This window comes from Wolbachia endosymbiont (group A) of Anthophora plumipes (genome assembly GCF_964028115.1).
Classification (GTDB): Bacteria; Pseudomonadota; Alphaproteobacteria; order Rickettsiales; family Anaplasmataceae; genus Wolbachia.
Genome location: NZ_OZ034756.1, coordinates 568,016 through 588,507 on the forward strand (window position 1 = coordinate 568,016; position 20,492 = coordinate 588,507).

General features: G+C 35.6%; 20 protein-coding genes. 7 read left to right on the plus strand and 13 right to left on the minus strand.

Translation table 11 applies throughout. From position 1 onward, the window contains the following. Positions 1-6: 6 nt before the first annotated feature. The 3 genes from ABWU75_RS02955 to ABWU75_RS02965 all read right to left on the minus strand — a co-directional run bounded on the left by ABWU75_RS02955 (position 7) and on the right by ABWU75_RS02965 (position 4,176). The gene (locus ABWU75_RS02955) at positions 7-1,029 is read right to left on the minus strand and encodes an IS110 family transposase (RefSeq protein WP_353286589.1); all 1,023 of its coding nucleotides are present in this window, start codon (positions 1,027-1,029) and stop codon (positions 7-9) included. A 287-nt stretch (positions 1,030-1,316) separates the two neighbouring features. Next, positions 1,317-2,933 (minus strand): ankyrin repeat domain-containing protein, encoded by a 1,617-nt coding sequence (locus ABWU75_RS02960; RefSeq protein ID WP_353287040.1) that lies wholly within the window; start codon positions 2,931-2,933, stop codon positions 1,317-1,319. A gap of 58 nt (positions 2,934-2,991) precedes the next feature. After that, a complete protein-coding gene (locus ABWU75_RS02965; protein WP_253309931.1) occupies positions 2,992-4,176 on the minus strand; it encodes a multidrug effflux MFS transporter in 1,185 nt (394 codons plus the stop codon). A 102-nt stretch (positions 4,177-4,278) separates the two neighbouring features. Between ABWU75_RS02965 and ABWU75_RS02970 the strand changes: the two genes are divergently transcribed. Continuing rightward, complete coding sequence (locus ABWU75_RS02970) at positions 4,279-4,518, plus strand: hypothetical protein (RefSeq protein WP_264732387.1); 240 nt, start codon at positions 4,279-4,281, stop codon at positions 4,516-4,518. 68 nt (positions 4,519-4,586) lie between these two features. On the opposite strand, the gene ABWU75_RS02975 is transcribed toward ABWU75_RS02970, so the two are convergent. Then, complete coding sequence (locus tag ABWU75_RS02975; protein WP_353287041.1) at positions 4,587-5,117, minus strand: hypothetical protein; 531 nt, start codon at positions 5,115-5,117, stop codon at positions 4,587-4,589. Positions 5,118-5,160: 43 nt separating this feature from the next. Continuing rightward, positions 5,161-7,779, minus strand: coding sequence for a glycoside hydrolase TIM-barrel-like domain-containing protein (locus ABWU75_RS02980; protein WP_353287042.1), 2,619 nt, complete (start codon positions 7,777-7,779; stop codon positions 5,161-5,163). A 339-nt stretch (positions 7,780-8,118) separates the two neighbouring features. Here ABWU75_RS02980 and ABWU75_RS02985 point away from each other — a divergent pair, with 339 nt between their 5' ends. Next, the gene (locus ABWU75_RS02985; protein ID WP_353287043.1) at positions 8,119-8,988 is read left to right on the plus strand and encodes a hypothetical protein; all 870 of its coding nucleotides are present in this window, start codon (positions 8,119-8,121) and stop codon (positions 8,986-8,988) included. Positions 8,989-8,991: 3 nt separating this feature from the next. On the opposite strand, the gene dcd is transcribed toward ABWU75_RS02985, so the two are convergent. Both dcd and ABWU75_RS02995 read right to left on the minus strand, forming a co-directional pair. Then, positions 8,992-9,549 (minus strand): dCTP deaminase, encoded by a 558-nt coding sequence (dcd, locus tag ABWU75_RS02990; protein ID WP_353287044.1) that lies wholly within the window; start codon positions 9,547-9,549, stop codon positions 8,992-8,994. A 175-nt stretch (positions 9,550-9,724) separates the two neighbouring features. Beyond that, entirely contained in the window at positions 9,725-9,886 is a 162-nt protein-coding gene (locus ABWU75_RS02995) for a hypothetical protein (RefSeq protein ID WP_264732390.1), read from the minus strand. Between the two features lie 115 nt (positions 9,887-10,001). Here ABWU75_RS02995 and ABWU75_RS03000 point away from each other — a divergent pair, with 115 nt between their 5' ends. Together ABWU75_RS03000 and ABWU75_RS03005 are read left to right on the plus strand one after the other, a co-directional pair. Beyond that, positions 10,002-11,018 carry a substrate-binding domain-containing protein gene (locus tag ABWU75_RS03000; RefSeq protein WP_353287045.1) on the plus strand — a complete coding sequence of 339 codons (1,017 nt, stop codon included), beginning with the start codon at positions 10,002-10,004 and terminating at the stop codon, positions 11,016-11,018. Between the two features lie 238 nt (positions 11,019-11,256). After that, on the plus strand, positions 11,257-12,279 hold the full coding sequence (locus ABWU75_RS03005) for an IS110 family transposase (RefSeq protein WP_353286589.1): 1,023 nt from the start codon (positions 11,257-11,259) through the stop codon (positions 12,277-12,279). A gap of 189 nt (positions 12,280-12,468) precedes the next feature. Here the strand turns inward: ABWU75_RS03005 and ABWU75_RS03010 are convergent, their stop codons facing one another. The 4 genes from ABWU75_RS03010 to ABWU75_RS03025 all read right to left on the minus strand — a co-directional run bounded on the left by ABWU75_RS03010 (position 12,469) and on the right by ABWU75_RS03025 (position 15,559). Next, positions 12,469-12,717: a hypothetical protein gene (locus ABWU75_RS03010; protein WP_353287046.1), complete on the minus strand. Its 249-nt coding sequence runs from the start codon at positions 12,715-12,717 to the stop codon at positions 12,469-12,471. Positions 12,718-13,315: 598 nt separating this feature from the next. After that, positions 13,316-14,077, minus strand: a complete 762-nt coding sequence (locus ABWU75_RS03015; protein WP_406833358.1) for a cytochrome c1 — start codon at positions 14,075-14,077, stop codon at positions 13,316-13,318. Continuing rightward, positions 14,077-15,300, minus strand: a complete 1,224-nt coding sequence (locus ABWU75_RS03020; protein ID WP_353287047.1) for a cytochrome b — start codon at positions 15,298-15,300, stop codon at positions 14,077-14,079. Before ABWU75_RS03020 ends, ABWU75_RS03015 begins: the two co-directional genes overlap by 1 nt. Positions 15,301-15,388: 88 nt before the next feature. Continuing rightward, a complete protein-coding gene (locus ABWU75_RS03025; RefSeq protein WP_264731219.1) occupies positions 15,389-15,559 on the minus strand; it encodes a DnaJ domain-containing protein in 171 nt (56 codons plus the stop codon). 68 nt (positions 15,560-15,627) lie between these two features. Between ABWU75_RS03025 and ABWU75_RS03030 the strand changes: the two genes are divergently transcribed. Beyond that, positions 15,628-17,157, plus strand: coding sequence for an N-acetylmuramoyl-L-alanine amidase (locus tag ABWU75_RS03030; protein ID WP_353287048.1), 1,530 nt, complete (start codon positions 15,628-15,630; stop codon positions 17,155-17,157). Positions 17,158-17,176: 19 nt separating this feature from the next. Here ABWU75_RS03030 and ABWU75_RS03035 read toward each other — a convergent pair whose 3' ends face one another. Beyond that, positions 17,177-17,428, minus strand: a complete 252-nt coding sequence (locus ABWU75_RS03035) for a J domain-containing protein (protein ID WP_353287049.1) — start codon at positions 17,426-17,428, stop codon at positions 17,177-17,179. Positions 17,429-17,597: 169 nt separating this feature from the next. Here ABWU75_RS03035 and ABWU75_RS03040 point away from each other — a divergent pair, with 169 nt between their 5' ends. After that, positions 17,598-18,170: a NifU family protein gene (locus ABWU75_RS03040; RefSeq protein ID WP_264731225.1), complete on the plus strand. Its 573-nt coding sequence runs from the start codon at positions 17,598-17,600 to the stop codon at positions 18,168-18,170. Further along, positions 18,167-19,393 carry a histidine--tRNA ligase gene (gene hisS / locus ABWU75_RS03045; protein WP_253309703.1) on the plus strand — a complete coding sequence of 409 codons (1,227 nt, stop codon included), beginning with the start codon at positions 18,167-18,169 and terminating at the stop codon, positions 19,391-19,393. The genes ABWU75_RS03040 and hisS overlap by 4 nt, the downstream gene beginning before the upstream one ends. 20 nt (positions 19,394-19,413) lie before the next feature. Here the strand turns inward: hisS and surE are convergent, their stop codons facing one another. Continuing rightward, the gene (gene surE, locus ABWU75_RS03050) at positions 19,414-20,166 is read right to left on the minus strand and encodes a 5'/3'-nucleotidase SurE (RefSeq protein WP_253309702.1); all 753 of its coding nucleotides are present in this window, start codon (positions 20,164-20,166) and stop codon (positions 19,414-19,416) included. Between the last annotated feature and the right edge of the window lie 326 nt (positions 20,167-20,492).

The window sequence follows — 20,492 nt, forward strand, 5'->3', positions numbered from 1 at the left end:
TTGATTTTAAAGTACTAAACCTTCAGTCAACCTCCTAGCCCTGTAGTTTTTGATATGGTTAGGATCAAAAGCACTTTTGGATGTCAGAATACCGAAAATGATATGGAGTAGCTTACGCATTGCAGCACCAACGATGGCCATATTATGCTTACCCTTTTCCTTTAATCTTTGGCAAAAGCTCATAATGATAGGATTGTGATTCTTAGCTACTATGGCAGGAAAGAAAAGTGCCTTACGTAATGTTTGTGAACCGGATTTACTTAATCTGGGTTTGGCATATACAGAGGAACCTGACGTCATATTTCGTGGTATAACTCCTGTATATGCTGCCAATTGCCTGGCATCTCTAAAAACCTCTATATCAGAAACTTCAGCTAAAATAGCTATTGCTGATTCTTCTCCTATGCCTGGAATAGTCAATAGAAGTTGAAAATTTTCCAACAATTCTTTGTGTTGATTTAATAGTTCACGTACGGAGTTTTTTATTGTTTCTATTTTTTGAGCTATATTCATTGCAAGGTCTTCCCAAGCATTTGCAACTTCTTTAGGCAGTCTCTCTTTTTTTTCTAAGTGGTTATTTACTAATGTTAACTCATCTTTTAACGCAACTGAGCAACGATAAAGATGTTTTAATTTTTTCATTTCAGGAGAAGGTGGTGTCCAACTAGAAGGTTCCTGTCTTTGGCAATAATCAGCAATAACTTCTGCATCGGTCTGATCATTCTTTTGTCGTATCAGCTTACTCCTTGCATAAGATTTTATGCAATAAGGATTTACAACACTTACAAAATGTCCAGCATTGTGTAGAAATTCAGCCAGTGCTTCGCTATAACAACCAGTAGATTCCATGCAGGTTTTTACTTTTTCTACATTATGTTTGTGTAGAAAATTCAGTAGACTTTGAAACCCATGATCATCGTTCTTAAAGCTTCTTTTTCTAGTTTCACGCTTTCCTTTTTTGCTTATAAATGAGAGAAAAACATCAAAGCGATCTTTTGATATATCTATGCCCAAAAAGTTGTTGATCATATATAACCCCATACGTTACCATTAAAAATGAAAAGTAAGGCTAGTCTTGTGAATACAGAATTAGAACCATTCAGGTCTTTCTACGATACCGTCCAGCCTATACTTTTGAGAAGGGAATTCTTATCTCCTCTACAGATTTTATATCTAAGAGGAAGCACAGAGTTCCTCCCTTCTCCACCTAATGCTTAAGCTTAAAACATTAGATGCTTTTGACAAGATACAAGAAGGAGGCTACTTAGAGAGGATGTCATTCCAGCGCGTGACGCTGGAATCTAGTAAACCTTTAGCTATATTATGTCATGGTCTCCTGAACTATTCGGTGGTTCTAACACAACTGGTTGGTCAGATTCAGATGATGATTGTATTGGCTCATCAGACCCAAACAACCATGAAAAAACCCCACCAAAAAATGATGCAATTAATGAAAAAGGCTTCATAAGTATACTAAACAAACTACCAAAAAAAGAGCTCGGCTGTTCTTCTGTTTGTGCAGGTTCTATGGGAGCAATAGGCTGTGCACTTCCGGTTGCTACATCAGTTCCTTTTTCTGCACTGGTGGCGGGTTGTCCTCCATTATTTTGTGTAGGTCCTGTAGGTTGACTACCGTTGCTTACACCAGTTCCTTGTCCTGCACTGGTGGTGGGTTGTCCTCCATTATTTTGTGTAGGTCCTGTAGGTTGACTACCGTTGCTTACACCAGTTCCTTTTTCTGCAATGTCTGATTCTGATTTAGCATCACCTTCTTGCTTTTCTTTCTTTTCTGTACCAGCATCTTCTTCTTGAACCCCTTTACTATCCGTCGATGGCTCATCAATTAAACCAGCATCAGGGCTTTCTGCGGCTTTTTGAAATAGAGTTTTCATTTCTTCGTTAGTAGTTAAATCGAAAGGAGTTTTTTCATCTTTATCTTTTACATTAATATTTGCTCCTGCTTTTATTAGAGCGTCTACTACCTCTTTGTTGTTATTTCGAGCAGCAGAATGTAAAGGAGTCTCTTCTTTATCATTTTGTGCATTAACATTTGCCCCTTTATCCAATAGGGCTTTTACTACATCTTTTTCGCCATTTCCAGCAGCCAAATGTAAAGGAGTCCATCCACCCTTATTTTGTGCATTAACATTGATCCCATTTACTTTCAGTAGGGCTTCTACTACCTCTTTGTCATTCTTTTCAACAGCCAAATGTAAAGGAGTATTTTCAGAATCATCTGTTGCATTAACCTGTGCTTTTCCTTCTTCAACCAACAGATTTTTTACATCATCAATATTACCGTTTTCAGCAGCCTTAAGCAGTTTATCATTGGCCTTTTTTACGCTTTGCAATAGATCTTGTATTCCTTTATCAGTGGCTGAATTGAAAGGAGTCTCTCCTTTATCATTTTTTGCATTAACATCTGCTCCTTTTCCTAACAGAGTGTTTACTATATCCGTATAGCCCTTTTCAGCAGCCCAATGTAAAGGAGTCTCTCCTTTATCATTTTGTACATCAACATTTGCCCCTTTATCCAATAGGGCTTTTACTACATCTTTTTTGCCATTTAGAGCAGCCAAATGTAAAGGAGTACATCCACTATTATCTTTTGCATTAACATTTGCCTCTTCATCCAATAGGGCTTTTACTACATCTTTTTTGCCATTTAGAGCAGCCAAATGTAAAGGAGTACATCCACTATTATCTTTTGCATTAACATTTGCTCCTCCTTTTAATAGAATTTTTACTACATCTTTATGGCCCTTTTCAGCAGCCCAATGTAAAGGAGTCTCTCCTTTATCATTTTGTACATCAACATTTGCCCCTTCACCCAATAGGGCTTTTACTACATCTTTTTCGCCATTTAGAGCAGACCAATGTAAAGGAGCATTTCCAAAATTATCTGTTACTATATCTTTATTTACATTACTCATCCCACACCTCCATGTAAAATTATATTATCACGGCAAAGCCGTTAATAATCTATGACCTTTATGTTCCTGGATCACGCAAATAATGCCCATGTTTTTCAGTATATTTGAGCAGGCTGTACATAAGAATCGCAATTGTAGAGCATATTATTGTTAATAGTAAATTTGGTAAAATGCCATAGCGAAAAAATTTTCCTACTATATATATTCCAATAGCCCCAAACATCATATTGCAGAATGAGAGGACTGCACTACCAAGCCCTATACCTTTGATCGTTTCTAAAGCAGAAGTTACGTTATTGCTGATTACTAATGCAAGCCCAATATTGGCTGGAATCCAGGCAACTTGAAGAATTAATATATTTAACTTGTCCGCGAAATAAAAATATACCAATAAACTATCGGATATTATCGGTAACACCAAACCTATTATTAGCATTTTGCTCACCCCTACTTTTGGTACATACCTTCTATTAATTAAAGTTCCAATTATGTAAAATATGACTATGATCGATATGAGGTAGCCAAAATACTGTACTTCAATGCCCATTGATTCAAATATGAACGGGTAGTTAGCAACATATGCCCAAAGCCACATGAAAGTTAATCCATGAATGGCTGAAAACCCAAGGAAACGATAATTTCTAAATATTGATATATATTGCTTGAAGATATTAGTAGTTATGTTAGTTATACTGGTTTCATTTTTATTCACAATGAGTGTTTCTTGTAACTTAAAGTAAATAAAAATAAGCATAGCAATTGCCGCAAGTGATATAATAAAAAACAAAAATTTCCAACTATACCCATGTGAAATTATATAACCGCCCACCACTGGAGCTATTCCAGGTGAGAGTGCCACTACCATATTTAACTTTGAAATTACTCTCGAGTATTCACTACCCGAGTACATATCCCTTATTGCTGCATACCCAACAACACCTGCAACACCAGCCCCTGCTCCTTGTATGAAGCGAATTAGTATCAAGAGCGCAATACTGTCGGCTATATAACACATGATACTTGCTAAAGTAAAAATTGTCATACCAATCAGCATCATTGGACGCCTACCATAATGGTCCGATAATGGACCATAAATTAATCCAGATACTGCAAATCCAACTAGATTCAAGCTAATTGTAAGCTGCACTACACTGCCTTCTACTTTAAAATAATTGGCAATGCTTGGTAGTGCAACTGAGTATAGGTCAGTTGCCATATCGACAATTGCTACAGACAATATCATAATAAGAGAGATGATATTTTGCGAAAGAGCTGTTTTCACTTAATGATTTACTGGATTAAATATACTTGATTATAATATATTTTTTTCATTAGTATAAGTACAATGTTACATAGTAAACGATGTCATTCGAGTAGCGGACACTGTCCTCCTTTGTCATCCCAGTGCCTTGACTACTTGGATCCAGGAATTTTATTAAGTATAAAAGTAGCCGTTTTATACAACGTTTTGATGATTATGAAAAAGCTGGATTCCAGTGTCAAGCACTGGAATGACACCCTCCTAGTGGATTCAAATCACAATGTTCGTACAGTTATGTGCTTTGACACTGGAATCTTAAGCTAAAATCATAAAAAGCCTGAATTTCAATACCTTATCTTTGATTATTCAGGTTTAAGTTTAAATACTGAGCATCAATTGTTCAGGACCTTTGCTTCCGTGTTATCCAACGAATCACCATAAGTCACTGCTTTGAGGTAAAATTTTCTCCCTGATTGCACTTCAAAAGAAATTATTGAATCATCAAGTAAGGTAAATTTCTCACCTCCTGTATGCTCATACTCTTTAGTACCTTCTTGCCCTCTAATTAGGTTGCTAAGCTTATATTTATTTTTATCTATGAGTTTAGTACTCTGGAATTTCACTATCTCTTTTCCGATTAATGCTGAATTTGAATCGATAATTCCTAGCAGCTTACCAAAACGTAATACTATTACAAGCCCCTCATCGGTAGATTCCATTACATATCCGTAAGTAGACTGTTTATTTGTGCTTGCGATAGGCTTATAATCCTTATCGTTGTACGAAATAAAGAGTGTTGCTCCTTTCCAATTCTTTTCCTCATTAATTAAAGTAAAGCTTGCGCTATTACCTTTAACATACGGTAAATCTATCATTTCTATGATGGTTTTGCTGATGTGAGAAGGAGGGTATTCCTTCAGCATAAGTGACCTTGTTGAAGGAAAAGAGAGCTTATATATAGAGTGATCATAACCAACGCCATGCATATTTTATCGGTAGCTTGAAATTGTATATATTTCTCTCTTGCCACGAAGAATAAAGTAAAACTTCAGCGATATTTTGTGCCTCTCCCTCCTCCATAATGAGCGGTATTTCAACTGTTGCAGCAGTGCCTTGCTTTGGCAACTCAGCATATTTAACATCAATTGGATAGCCAAAATTGCGATTAAAATAAACGACGTTAACTTTATTGTTTAAATCCAGTTGACTAATATTAACAAGTTTTGAATTGTTACTGAAAACCGTTTCACCAATTGGCATTACAGTTGTAACTCCCCTGCCCTTTTGGACAAATTTCAATTTAGAGCCCTGTTCAACCACATCAAAAAAATAGCAACTTTGCAGCATTTTAATAATTGAACGTACGGGTTGCTGGTCATTTATTACATATCCAGACAATAACCCTTTGACGTTGCTTGTATCGAACTGATTGCTTTTTAAACCTGTTTTTTGTAACAGATCCAATAAAACATCGGAAATATTAAGCTGTAAAAGCTTTCCCTGAATCCAATGTCCTGACTGCCAGTTATGGCAGTCAGCCCACACATCACACAAATTGGGAAAGTAAGGAAATGGCCTTGCATCCCATGCCCAGAGAAACATTTTTTCTACCATTTCTGAGCTTTGCCACTTCTTTAGCGTTCCTTCAATTGCAATTTTTTGTGAAAGAAAGCTCACCTCTCCGTTTGAATATCGTGGATATTTGCTCTCTATGCTGCCTTTGTCAACAAACACATTTGGCTCATTAGTGCAGCCGTTCATACTGGGAAATCCATATTCAGTAAACCATATTTTTTTCATTTTTGGTTGCCATTTTGTTTTACTACCACCGGGGTTTATGTGAGTTTCACTCCACCATTTCTCTATATTTTTCCACGCATACCTGCTGTCGTTATACTTTACTTTTTCAGGCTCACTTTTTGAGTAATCATAGAAATAATCATACCCCACTCCACTGCTCCAACCACCCATTACATCTTCCGCAGAATAGCCAAAAGGAGGCTCTGGACCATCAGTCAGTGGAAAATAAGCATCTATGCCAACAACGTCGATGTACTGTGAAGACCACAGTTCATCCATATTATACCAACCATCATATGAGTGGTATTCGCTCCAATCCGCAGCGTAAGTTACTGTTACTTCTTTTCCAAGATCAAGTTTTATCTGCTTTGCAAGCTTAACTAGCTCTGCCACTGCAGGGTAATTACCTTTTTCATCTCTGATTTTGGTAAGTTCAACAAATTCAGAACCAATGATAAACCCTTCCACTTTAGTTTGTTTGGCAATGCTTGCATAATGCTCTATAAATTTGTTGTACTGATTCTTAAAAAAATCACTTATATCTTGAGGAGCCCCGCTCAATCTTCCTCGCCACTCTTTGTTCTTTGTATCAAGTAAGGGCATCGGATAGAGCATCACCTTGTAGCCTCTGCTGTGTAGCTCTTCTATATATCTTATTAGCGCTGAATCACTAACTGTGCCACCATATCTTGGGTTTCCATTATCATCTTTTGAAATTAGCTGAGCATCATCTCTGGTACTACTTCCTACTTGCCAATCATCAGGTAATATTGCGGAATCATCTTGAAATTCAACTGCAGGGTATATTTTACAATCTTTAATGTTCAGATCATTCACAAACCAATTGACTACTACCGATACCCACTCAACATTTGGTAAATCTCCCTTTAATTGATCCAAAGAAAGCACTGCATCGCTCTTTTTAGTGTGGTTGTTATGATTTACCCTTTGTGCTAGCCCATATGGGATATATTGGTTGCTGCTTATTTTCTCTTGCGCGATTTTCTTCTGTATTTTTGTATCATATACAAACTCTCCTGAGCCTGGTATTATATTGATATTCTGAATATTTTCTACTACTGAAAATCCGCTAGGCTTTAATATAGTCTGCACTTCAAATGTGAATACCGGAACGCGGTTATTATAGTCTGCTAAAGGAAAATTCTTGATGACTATGTAAGATATTCCCCTATAAGCCGGCACACCTTCGATTGACGACATAAATGGATCAGGATTTTGGTCTTCTGTACCGCGGTAAAAAGTATAATCTATTTCATCAAAGCTAAGTGATGTTGTATCTGCCCAGATTCTGTTTAATTTTTCTACTTTCCCCTTGCAGATCGCAATTGCAAGCGTTGCATAGTAATTATACTCAACATTCATACCTCTTCCAATTTTGCTTTTGGTGGTTATCGCCTCTTCTTTTATTGGCTGTGACCAAATAATGTTCCCTGCAATGCGAGCAGTGCCATAGATAATTGGTATCGTCCTTCCATAGGTTGAGGTTTGAACTTGCAGATTTTTTAGTCTCGCACCATGCGTTACTTTCTGCTCAGCATCAAGGCTAAACATCGCACCATCAAGCTGGGCACCAAGAAGAGCACCGAGTTCTGAGCCGATAATCTGGCCAATTGGACCAAAAATGCTGCCTGCTTGACCAAAAATTGATGATAAAATTATTGTGGACATGATAATCCTCCTTTTTGTTTCTATAGTTAATGTAGGCTCTACGTCATGCCGCCACGAACCGTCATACCGCGATTCATTCGCGGTATCTCTTAGCATAGATTCCGCTAACTAGTAGCGGGATGACGAGCTTATCGTTATGCCGCCGCGAACCGTCATACCGCGATTCATTCGCGGTATAGATTCCACTAACTAGTAGCGGAATGACGAATTTGTCGTTTTACAGCCACTTGGATGACAATTTGCCACTAAATAGTAGGAAATTCAATAGCTTACAATGAATAGTTGAAGTTTTTAATTAAGAAAAGCACATGGCGAACCATATGGTTACAAATTTATTATAATCAGTGAAAAAAAGTGCGGAAGTAAAAAATTTATGTTGATTTTACAATATTAATTATTAGCATAATTAGCATGATTATAAGTATGGTAAAACCAATGAAAGTTAACTTATCTAAAGAAAATAGTGAGAGAGTCTTATCCGGTGCAAAATGGATTGCTAACCTTGTTCAAGGTTATTTTGCATCACTGAATAATAATAGCATAAAACCAACTAGCTCTGGAAAAAAGCTAATAGATGCTTTTTTACTTGTCCCAATCATTGTACCCACTGCCATTACAGTAGCATGGGGAGTGTGTACCTATTTTCTTTTGGATGCAGTTAGTATTCAAAAAAATAACTCCTTATTATCTAAAATAGCAAAATTTACAGCTAAAATCTTCATCTATATTGCTGCCGCTATGATTTTAATTCCGTGCATCATATCAAATGTAGTAATTTCACTGATACCTGCACTTATTTTTTATTGCATTAATAGAGATTTCCTTCATCAAAAAAATACAAGTATAGAAAATCAAGCGGCAGATACAATGAATGATGAAGAGTACAAAAAGCGTATTGAAGAAGAAGTTGGTGAATTGGAACAGCAAAACATTGCAGAACCAACTACAGAAGTAATATCTCGAACAGTGGAAGGTATAGATCGGACCATTATAGTAGGGATTGTAAATGATGATATTAAAGACGGTAAAGGAGTGATAAGAACAGTTGAAGATGACCTCAATGTAGCTATAAAGGGGATAATTGCTGCTGGTGAAACAGAAGGTTATGCTGTCGGTTTTGGTTTACAATGTAGCCTTACTGAAGAGGGTGGCGTAGACCTTCAATGTGGTCTTAGCACACGCATTGGAAGTAACAAAAAGCAGGCAATTGAACGTTTGGGAGAAAGTGAATCAGCGCGAACTTTGCTATCTGGTGATAGTGGGATATTGTCTATAGAGCAGCTTAGTAGCTCACAACAAAAGTAGTAATCACTTTACCAGCGGCAAAGTGATACCGTGCTGATTCATATATTTTCCTTTCATATCATCATATGATTTTTCACACTCACTTTCGCCGCTTAAAAATACGAATTGGCATGCGCCTTCATTAGCGTAAATTTTTGCAGGAAGTGGGGTGGTGTTTGAGAATTCGAGTGTGACATGACCTTCCCATCCAGGTTCTAAGGGAGTAACGTTTACTATAATTCCACACCTTGCGTAAGTTGATTTACCAACACAAATGACCAGTACATTTCTTGGTATACGAAAATATTCCACTGTGCTTGCAAGCACAAAGCTATTTGGTGGAATTATGCATACGTCTGTTTCTTTATCTATAAAACTATTCTCAGAGAAATTTTTAGGGTCCACGATGGCTGAATTAACGTTAGTAAAAATTTTAAATTTATTATCCACTCTTGCATCATACCCATAAGACGATAGTCCGAAAGATATAGCACCTTTGCTGCTTTTGTGATCCACAAAAGGCTCTATCATTCCAAAATTTTCAGCTTTTTCTCTGATCCATTTATCTGGCATAACTGCCATAATTGCCCCTTAAAGTTGTGTAATACTTACAATAATATAAAATAAAATTTAAATGTAAACTGTAGCTTTTGTCATGCAAGTAGCTTGTATCAAATCACAATGTTCATACAATTATGCGCATGACGCTGGGATGACAATGGATTATTAACTAACAAATTGTACATGGTAAATGATGTCATTCCAGTCTGGAATCCAGAAAACTTAACTTTACACCAGGTAATAAGAACTGGATCCCAGTGTCTGGGCACTGGGATGACATCCTCCTAGTGAAAATTGCTCTCAAATCACAATGTTCGTACAGTAAGCTGCTTGCAGATACCATTGTTACAATGTTCATGCAATTGAAATAGCGGTCAATTGGATTAGCTATAGGTCAATCACAAGAGAAAATTAAAGCTTTTCAGTTTGATTTTTTGTTACAATAATTAGATTTATGTTCTTAACTAAAAATAATGCTTAGAAACTTTCTCCTGATTTTTGTATTCGTATTATTCACGCCGCTGTCAAATGCTGATGCCAGGAAATACATCAGAATTGTTGGATCTTCAACCGTTTTTCCTTTTATCTCATTTATAGCCGAGGAGTTCAATCGTGTATTCTCTTTTAAGACTCCAGTTGTGGAATCGATAGGAAGTGGATCAGGGTTCAAAATGTTTTGCTCAGGAATAGGGGAAGACACGCCAGACATCACCACTTCATCTCGCCCTATGAAGGAAGTAGAAAGAGAACTATGTAAAAGAAATAAAATTAATGAAGTGATAGAGATCATCATTGGCTATGATGGAATTGTCATTGCAAATTCAAATCAAAGCCATAGATTTGATTTCACAAAAAAGGACTTATTTGAAACTTTATCTGCATATTCTCAAGAAAATGATAAATTAGTAAAAAATAATAAGAAGTTTTGGTCTGATGTAAATCAAGCCTTACCAAAAACAGAAATTGAAATTTATGGTCCACATCAAAATACAGGCACATACGAAACTTTGGTTAATTCCATTATGTTCAATCAATATTCATGCATGAACTCGAGAATTTTCAAAGAGAATTATAAAGATCAGGAAGAAAGAAAGAAAGCATGTGGTAATATAAGGGATGACGGAAGGTATATAGAAGTTGGAATTAATGAAAACATAATAATACAAAAATTGAAAAGTAACAAGAACGCTTTAGGGATATTTAGTTTTAGCTTTTTAATGAGGAATCAAGATAAAATACAAGGGAGCACAATTGCAGGAATTGAGCCAACTTACGAAAATATATCATCGGGAAAATATATATTAGCAAGACCTCTATACCTTTATATAAAGAAAGAACACCTGGATACTGTTGATGGATTAAGAGAATTCATAAAAGAAATTATAGATTCGATCGGCATTGAAGATGGGTACCTATCTAGGCTTGGTCTAATCCCACTTTCAAGTGAATATATAAAGAAAGCTTCAGCAAAGGTTTATGATATAACGTGACGGCAACACTTCTTCTTGTATCTTGTCAAAAGCATCTAATGTTTTAAGCTTAAGCATTAGGTGGAGAAGGGAGGAACTCTGTGCTTCCTCTTAGATATAAAATCTGTAGAGGAGATAAGAATTCCCTTCTCAAAAGTATAGGCTGGACGGTATCGTAGAAAGACCTGAATGGTTCTAATTCTGTATTCACAAGACTAGCCTTACTTTTCATTTTTAATGGTAACGTATGGGGTTATATATGATCAACAACTTTTTGGGCATAGATATATCAAAAGATCGCTTTGATGTTTTTCTCTCATTTATAAGCAAAAAAGGAAAGCGTGAAACTAGAAAAAGAAGCTTTAAGAACGATGATCATGGGTTTCAAAGTCTACTGAATTTTCTACACAAACATAATGTAGAAAAAGTAAAAACCTGCATGGAATCTACTGGTTGTTATAGCGAAGCACTGGCTGAATTTCTACACAATGCTGGACATTTTGTAAGTGTTGTAAATCCTTATTGCATAAAATCTTATGCAAGGAGTAAGCTGATACGACAAAAGAATGATCAGACCGATGCAGAAGTTATTGCTGATTATTGCCAAAGACAGGAACCTTCTAGTTGGACACCACCTTCTCCTGAAATGAAAAAATTAAAACATCTTTATCGTTGCTCAGTTGCGTTAAAAGATGAGTTAACATTAGTAAATAACCACTTAGAAAAAAAAGAGAGACTGCCTAAAGAAGTTGCAAATGCTTGGGAAGACCTTGCAATGAATATAGCTCAAAAAATAGAAACAATAAAAAACTCCGTACGTGAACTATTAAATCAACACAAAGAATTGTTGGAAAATTTTCAACTTCTATTGACTATTCCAGGCATAGGAGAAGAATCAGCAATAGCTATTTTAGCTGAAGTTTCTGATATAGAGGTTTTTAGAGATGCCAGGCAATTGGCAGCATATACAGGAGTTATACCACGAAATATGACGTCAGGTTCCTCTGTATATGCCAAACCCAGATTAAGTAAATCCGGTTCACAAACATTACGTAAGGCACTTTTCTTTCCTGCCATAGTAGCTAAGAATCACAATCCTATCATTATGAGCTTTTGCCAAAGATTAAAGGAAAAGGGTAAGCATAATATGGCCATCGTTGGTGCTGCAATGCGTAAGCTACTCCATATCATTTTCGGTATTCTGACATCCAAAAGTGCTTTTGATCCTAACCATATCAAAAACTACAGGGCTAGGAGGTTGACTGAAGGTTTAGTACTTTAAAATCAAAAATGCTTCCTATCTATCTTATGTAAAGTGGTATCTTACACAAATTTATTGAATGTTGTTGGTTAGTGGATATGTTGATAAGTAAACTTCATCTGTTTTGTGCGTATAAAACTAATTTACTTATCAACATATCCACTAACTATAATCTGTGTACTGTTACACAATTGGAAGTATTTTTTGATTTTATGATGCAACTTGGGAAATTTTTATAATTTTTTTGTTGACTAACAAGACGGTATCTCCTGTCATCCCAGTGCCCAGACACTGGGATCCAGGAATTTTAATTGTAAGTAATGCATTGGGTTTGGTGAGTATGGGTTTTGCGTTATAAAATGAAGCACTTTTGGTGAATTTGTAAAGAAAACTGGATCCCAGTGTCTGGGCACTGGGATGACATCCTCCTAGTAGAGATCGCTTTTGTAATTGCAACATTCGTGCAATCTTTAGCTATAAATATTTAAGAAATTTACCAAACGAAAAAAAAGGCAAAAGAAGCCCCATGGTGGTTGGCTATTCACTATGTACTAAAATATCGGCGTTTTTTTTATTCTAAAACGCTTGATTAAGAGCGATTTAGCTGCTTTTAACTTGCAACTAACCTACACCGCAAGTGTTTAAGAAATTTACCAAGCAGGAAAAAAGGCAAAGAAACCCCAGGGTAGCTAGTATTCAAATTCTCCCTTGTCTATTTGACGTTTTTTGCTGTCTTAAACGCTTTATAAGCGCGTTTCGGCTTGTATAGGTAGAAACCTAAAAGTTTTATAAAGACATGAGGTGCACATAGTGCAAAAAATTAAGCATGATTTACGCCAAATACATTAAGTTTTTTTGTCATTAATCCACTGCAGAGATTGCGAAGATAAATAAATAGCTTCAGTGTTATGATAAGGGGGCTGGCGGAGTTTGTCAAGTAAGTTTTTCGTTTCTATGTTGTCAGCTACTTGCATGACACCTCTGGGCACTGCCGTCATAAAGGAACCAGTGTTAGCTACTTGGATGACAACCATTGTATTTGAGGCAAAATTGACTATCACTTCTTTTTATAGAGCTTGCTCCAAATTCTATTGTTAGTTAATACAAAAAACACTGTTAAAATTATAAAATACGCCACTACTTTTAATCCAAGTTTATGCCGGCGCTCTAATTCTGGCTCTGCTGCCCATTGTAAAAAATTTATCACATCATACGCCATATTTTCAACTGTGGCTTGTCTTGCACCATCATATTCCACCATTCCTTCAGAAAGTGGTGGCGCCATAGCTAACCTGCCTGTTGAAAAGTAAGGGTTGAAGTATAAATCATTTTCATCGTGCTCGCCGTTTTGATAGCCTGTTAACAGTGAATAGACATAATTTGCACCATCATGCCTTGCTTTAATAATTAACGATAAGTCTGGTGGAACTGCACCATTATTGCTTGCTGCAGCTGCTTCTTTTGTATCAAAAGGTGCAATAAAATAATCCGAAGGTACTCCAGGTCTATCGAACATTTCACCCAAATCGTTCGGACCATCTTTAACTTGATAAGAAGCTGCAATCTGTTTTATATCTTCTTCAGAAAAACCAACATCTTGCAAATTACGAAATGCTATCCTATTCATTGAATGACAAGCAGCACAGACTTCTTTATACACTTTATAGCCTCGTTGAATTGACTCTCTATCGAAAGATCCGGTAATTCCATCAAATTTCCAGTCCATTTTTTTATTTGGTGATGGCTTGAATTCTTCTGCATACACAAAATTAGCAAAAAACAATATGCAAAGTATAGCTAACATACTTCTCATCAGCATTACTTCATCTCCGGCACAGAATCACTTAAGGTTTTTGGTGGTTCTTTTGGCTTTTCATATTTACTAAGCAGTGGTAAAATTATTACAAAATATGCAAAATAATAAAGAGTGGATAGCCTACTCATAGTGATGTAAGGCTCTTTCACCTCTTGTCCTCCAAGCCAGGCAAGAAGTGCAAAATTTATTGCGAAAACCCAAAAAAATTTTTTGAACACTGGGCGATAAGCACCACTTTTAACTTTTGATTTATCAAGCCAAGGTAACAAAAACCAAACTAAAATAGACGCAAACATGGTAAGCACACCAGTAAGTTTATCTGGAATTGAACGTAGCATTGCATAAAAAGGTAAAAAGTACCACTCTGGCACTATATGTACCGGAGTGACCATAGAATCAGCTTCTATATAATTGTCTGGATGTCCAAGATAATTAGGAGCATAGAAAACAAATGCAAACAAAACTACAAAAAACAGACCAAAAGTTATGCAATCCTTGACTATATAATAAGGATAGAGAGGAATGGTATCCTTATCTGATTTTACCTCCACTCCACTTGGGTTACCAGAGCCAAACCTATGCAGAGCTATCACATGAAGCATAGCTAAAGCAATAATAACAAAAGGCAGAAGATAATGCAGAGCGAAAAAACGGTTAAGTGTTGGATTATCAACGGAAAAACCACCCCATAACCATATAACTATTTTATTGCCAATTAAAGGTATAGCTGAAAATAAGTTGGTTATGACTGTTGCACCCCAGAAACTCATTTGTCCCCAAGGCAATACATATCCCATAAAGGCAGTTGCCATCATTGCAAAAAATATAAATATACCAACAAACCACACCATCTCTCGTGGCCTCTTGTAAGATCCGTAATATAATCCACGCATTATATGAACATAGACTACCATAAAGAAGAGCGATGCTCCAACAGCGTGAGTGTAGCGTATTAACCACCCGTAATTCACATCTCGCATTATGCGCTCTACACTATTAAACGCATAATCAACATGCGGAGTGTAGTGCATAGCAAGAAATATACCTGTTATTATTTGTAAAATTAGCGCTATACCAGCCAAAGAGCCAAAGTTCCAAGCATAATTTAAGTTTTTTGGCACTTGGTAAGAAGCAGTGTGTTTCAAAAAAGAAAATATAGGCAATCTATATTCTATCCACCCTAATATGCCTTTTTCTTCTTCTATCGTTGTTTTTTTTTTCTGCATAACTTAAAGCTTTCTCTACCTTTAACTCATTTTATTGTAGCAACTTATCCTTTACACACAAATAAAAAGTTTAAAGCGATATTAATTACTACCTCTTCAGCAACCTATCACGTGCCGCATTTAATTTCTGTGCAAAATACTCTGAGCCTCCCTTATCTGGGTGAACTAATTTCATTAAATTTTGATATGCTTTATTAATTTCATTTTGACTTGCCTCAGGATTCAGCCCCAGTATCTTTAATGCTTCATCTTTGGACATGTTACTACTACCGAACTAGTATGATTTTGTCTTGTAAATTTATTCAACAACCCTATTCTAACTATATAATGAAAAATTATCTACAAAGTGTTTATAAAGATGGTATGAAAATCCAACTATCTAAAGTCAACAAATATTTATTAGTTTTACTGATTACTGTCTCAGCATTTCTCATATCTGGGCAAGTATCCAGTTCAAACAGTATCGAGAATGATTTTCAAGATTTACAAGAAAAATTACCATTATTGAAAGATCAGGATTTGTTATTTTTAAGTCCAGCTTCAGCTTTAAATTATGGTGATAGGGCAGGTGAAAAAGTGTTAATGGTTATAGTTCACCATACTGAAACATCAACATTAAAAGATACAAAAGATACGCTGAATGCTAGAGGATTGTCAGTTCATTTTATTGTCGATAGGGATGGCAGCATCACCTTAATGGTTCCATTAGAGAAAGAAGCATGGCATGCTGGTATTAGTTATGCAAGAGTTAAGATAGATAGCAAGCTTGAAGAGCTACGGAAGCTTAACAACTATTCTGTAGGTATTGAAATTGTAAACACAGGACTTGAGCCTTTTCCGGAAGAGCAAATGAGGTCCGTTAAAGAGCTGATTTTATACCTTATGGAGCGTTTTAAAATTAAAAGGGATATGATATTTAGTCATTCTGAAATAGGAACCATAGTTTACAATCAAGAACTTGGCTATACAATGCGTAAACCAGATCCACACAAATTGTTTGGTTGGGAGTTATTAGAGAAAAATGGAATTGGATTGCACATAAGTGACAGAATAAACCCTAAAGATGCTAAACAGCAAATGGGCGAAATATTGTATAAAGCAGGTGATAGAAATGAAGGTATTTTGAAATTAAAACAAAGGCTGAACAGATTTTTCTATAAGATATTACCTTGGAATAATAAGAAAGGTAATGTAATTTTTCCTGATAATAATGCTGATTACTCAGATGAGTTTGATGAGAATTTTGTATGGGTTATTTATCAGTTTTCAATACATAGTTTACCAAGAGAAATTAGAAAAGATTTACCTCTTAAATTAGAACAAGCAGATATATTTCCTGAATTCTTTAGTAAATATAGTCATGGCATTTCTTCTAGTTATCTAACCTTTAGTGAAAAAATTAAATCGACTCTACAATCATGTTTAAGCAAAGTAGATTATGAGAATTTATTATCTTCTCTTGCACAATATGAGAATAACATTTCTCCTGATGCATCTACCACTTTAATGTACAAAATTAAGTTATACTATGATTCTTATTTAAGATATCGCATATGGTCTTCACTCTATAAACCATTTAAGCTTAATTTATTGGAAGAGTTAGACATTTTAAAGAGTGGAGTGTTATCTTTAAAATCACTAGATAGCTCTGAGGCTGCAGAAGTCTCCAGTTTAATTGATAGCTTTAAAGCAGATATTTCTTTAGAATTTCAGGATTTTGAGGAGCAATGGCTTCAGGAATTTAAGAATGCCTGGGAGAAAGAATTTATACCCTCTTTGAAAGAGAAGATAACATGGACTGCACTACATGAAGCAATATTGGATTATTTAGAAAAAGCAAAGGAAGAAATTCGTTAAACGAAAACTTTTTTTAAGATCACTTTTTTAACAATTTATCACGTGCCGCATTTAATTTCTGTGCAAAATACTCTGAGCCTCCCTTATCTGGGTGAACTAATTTCATTAAATTTTGATATGCTTTATTAATTTCATTTTGACTTGCCTCAGGATTCAGCCCCAGTATCTTTAATGCTTCATCTTTGGACATGTTATCACCAGTGTAATTTCCAGTATAACTTCTACTGCTATTAAATTCGTTCAAAAACTTACTCAATATAGAGTTCATCATGAAACTTATGTTATTTTTTTTTGTCAGGAAAAGAAAAAATACAACAACGCTAGGCAAAACAAATGTAACTACTATGAATACTAAAAAAAGAAAAAAGATGAATGACATGTATATTTTTTTATCATTTTATGATTAAATAGTAACAATTATAATTGTCATGGTAAATAACATGTTCATCCAGATTGAAGAAACACCAAATCCAAACACACTGAAATTTCTCCCTGGATTTGCAATTCTAAACGAAGGAGAAACGGCTGATTTTTCAAATGCAGATGAAATAAAAAACTCCAAGCTAGCAGCAAATCTTTTTCAAATAGAACATGTGGTAAGAGTGTTTTTTGGTCATGATTTTATTTCAGTAACAAAATTGGGTGGAATTAATTGGGATACATTAAAAGTAGAAATTTTAACTACAATCATGGATCACTTTACTTCAGGTGGAAAAGCACTAGATAAAGAAGGAGTAAATGATAATAATATACCGGATGAAGAATTTTTTGATAAAAATGATATAGAAATTGTAAATAGAATAAAAGAATTGATGGAAAGTTATATCAAACCTGCAGTTGCTCAAGATGGTGGCGATATCAAATTTCGTGGCTATAAAGACGGGATAGTTTATGTTGAGTTACAAGGAGCTTGCTCTGGATGCCCAAGTGCTGCAATTACTTTAAAGCAAGGAGTGCAGAATATGCTGAGCTACCACATACCAGAGGTTGCAGGTATAGAGACCACACTATGACTAATCAAACGGTTAGAGGAACAAAAGATCTCCTGTTTGATGAATGGTACAAGTTTAAACACATAGAGCAAACAACAAGCAGAATCTCAAGTCTATATGGCTTTTTGCCTGCTCAAACTCCGATATTTGAATATACGGAAGTTTTCACAAAGACTTTAGGTGATAGCTCAGACATCATCACTAAAGAGATGTACACCTTTAATGATAAAGGGGGAAAGAGCATAACTTTACGTCCTGAGTTCACTGCAGCGGTTGTTAGGCTATTAATTGAAAAAAAACTGCAAACGCCGATAAAATTATTTTCAACAGGGCCTGCATTTCGTTACGAAAGACCGCAAAAGGGAAGACAGAGGCAATTTCATCAGATAAATTTTGAGGTTTTTGGTGTAGAAGATTCAAAAGCCGATGTTGAATTGATATCACTCGCTCAGCACTTACTAACTGAATTTAGCATCAATAAAAATGTAAAGCTGGAAATCAACTCTTTAGGTGATAGTGAAACAATAACTAAGTATAGAGAAGCTTTGATCTTATACTTTACAAAGTATCAAAACGATCTATCAGAAGATAGCAAAAATAGGTTGATCAAAAATCCACTCAGAATACTGGATTCTAAGGATGAGAAAGATAGATTAATAATTTCTGATGCACCTAAAATCAGTGATCACTATACAAAAGAATCTTCATATTTCTTTGACCAAGTGTTAAATGGACTGCAAGCTCTTGGCATACCTTACACTGTAAATAGCAAATTAGTTCGAGGTCTAGACTATTATTGTCACACAGTATTTGAATTTGTCACAGAAGATTTAGGTGCACAAGGGGCAGTTTTTGCCGGTGGAAGATACGATAATTTAGTATCTTCAGTAGGTGGAAAACACACTCCAGCGATAGGATTTGCAGGAGGTATTGAACGCATAATGGAGTTAATCAATTATTCTCCGAAAGAAGAGCGACCTATTTACCTAATTCCGATCGGCAGAGAGGCTGATGAACATGCTCTAACACTTGCGAATGAATTGCGCAGAAATGGTTTATATGTAGTCTACGAATATAGCGGAGCACTTAAAAACCGAATGAAAAAAGCAAATCAAGCAAATGCTAAAGCTGCTTTAATCTTTGGCGATGAAGAATTGAGTAGTAAAACTTTAAAGATTAAAAACATGGATACAGGTGAAGAAAAAATAATTGCTCGCGATAACACAATAGAAAACATCAATTAGGAGCAATGCAAATGTTTTTCTTAGTCAGCTATAGAAGAAAATTCGTCTGCACAAGAATTTTTCATAGCATTCAATGTATCATAATCTGTAAAATCTAATTTTACTGGTGTGATAGTAATAAATCCTTCTTTTATTTTATTTACACTACCACTGCCTGAGTGCTCTCGAGACCAATTTAAGCTAAAAAAGCCATTCGAATTTTCAGTAAAAGTTAAATCCCCATCAATGTTATATTCACCTTGTTCAGCAAATTCTACTCCTTTTACTTTTTCCGTAGCAGGAAAATTTACACTCATCACTATGTTTTTAGGCCAACCAACCTTAACTAGCTTGGCAATAACCTTTGGTGCAAAAACCTTTGTATTGTGCCAGTCTATTTTATCATGATAAACTTGGCTCAGCGCAATAGAAGGTATAGACCTTGCAGCACCTTCCATTACAGCACCAATTGTTCCTGAATAACAAATATCGTCCCCGACATTTGATCCAATATTTACTCCGGACAATATTAAGTCTGGTTTTTTATTCATAACTTTATTTAGCGCAATAATGACACAATCTGCAGGAGTACCAGACACACTAAATTCCCTTTCACTATGTTGGTTTATTCCAATAGATTGTTTCACTGGATAATCAAGAGATCTTGCAGCCCCGCTTCTATCAGTATCTGGTGCCACTATCCATATTTCTGACGCAAAATTCCGTGCAATCTCTTTGAGTAATTTTATTCCTTCACTTCCAAAGCCATCATCGTTTGTTATCAATATTATCATATACAATACTCAGCTATACAGTTCCAAATTATGTAAATCACTGGCTGTAAATAAACTCATGAGGCTTTAAGTTTCTTTGCATAACTATGAACTGTAACAAAGAACCTGCTGTAAATCAATAGATTTCTTGCACAGGCCATAACTGTCATTACAATAGAAACGAAAAAACCTACTTGACAAACTCCGCCAGCCCCCTTATCATGGTACTGAAGGTATTCAGTTATCTTCATCTGTGCAGATTAAACAGCAAGAAAACAACGTAGTTGGCGTCTTATTTTTAATTTTTTGCACTATGTGCACCTTATGTCTTCACAATATTTCTAGGT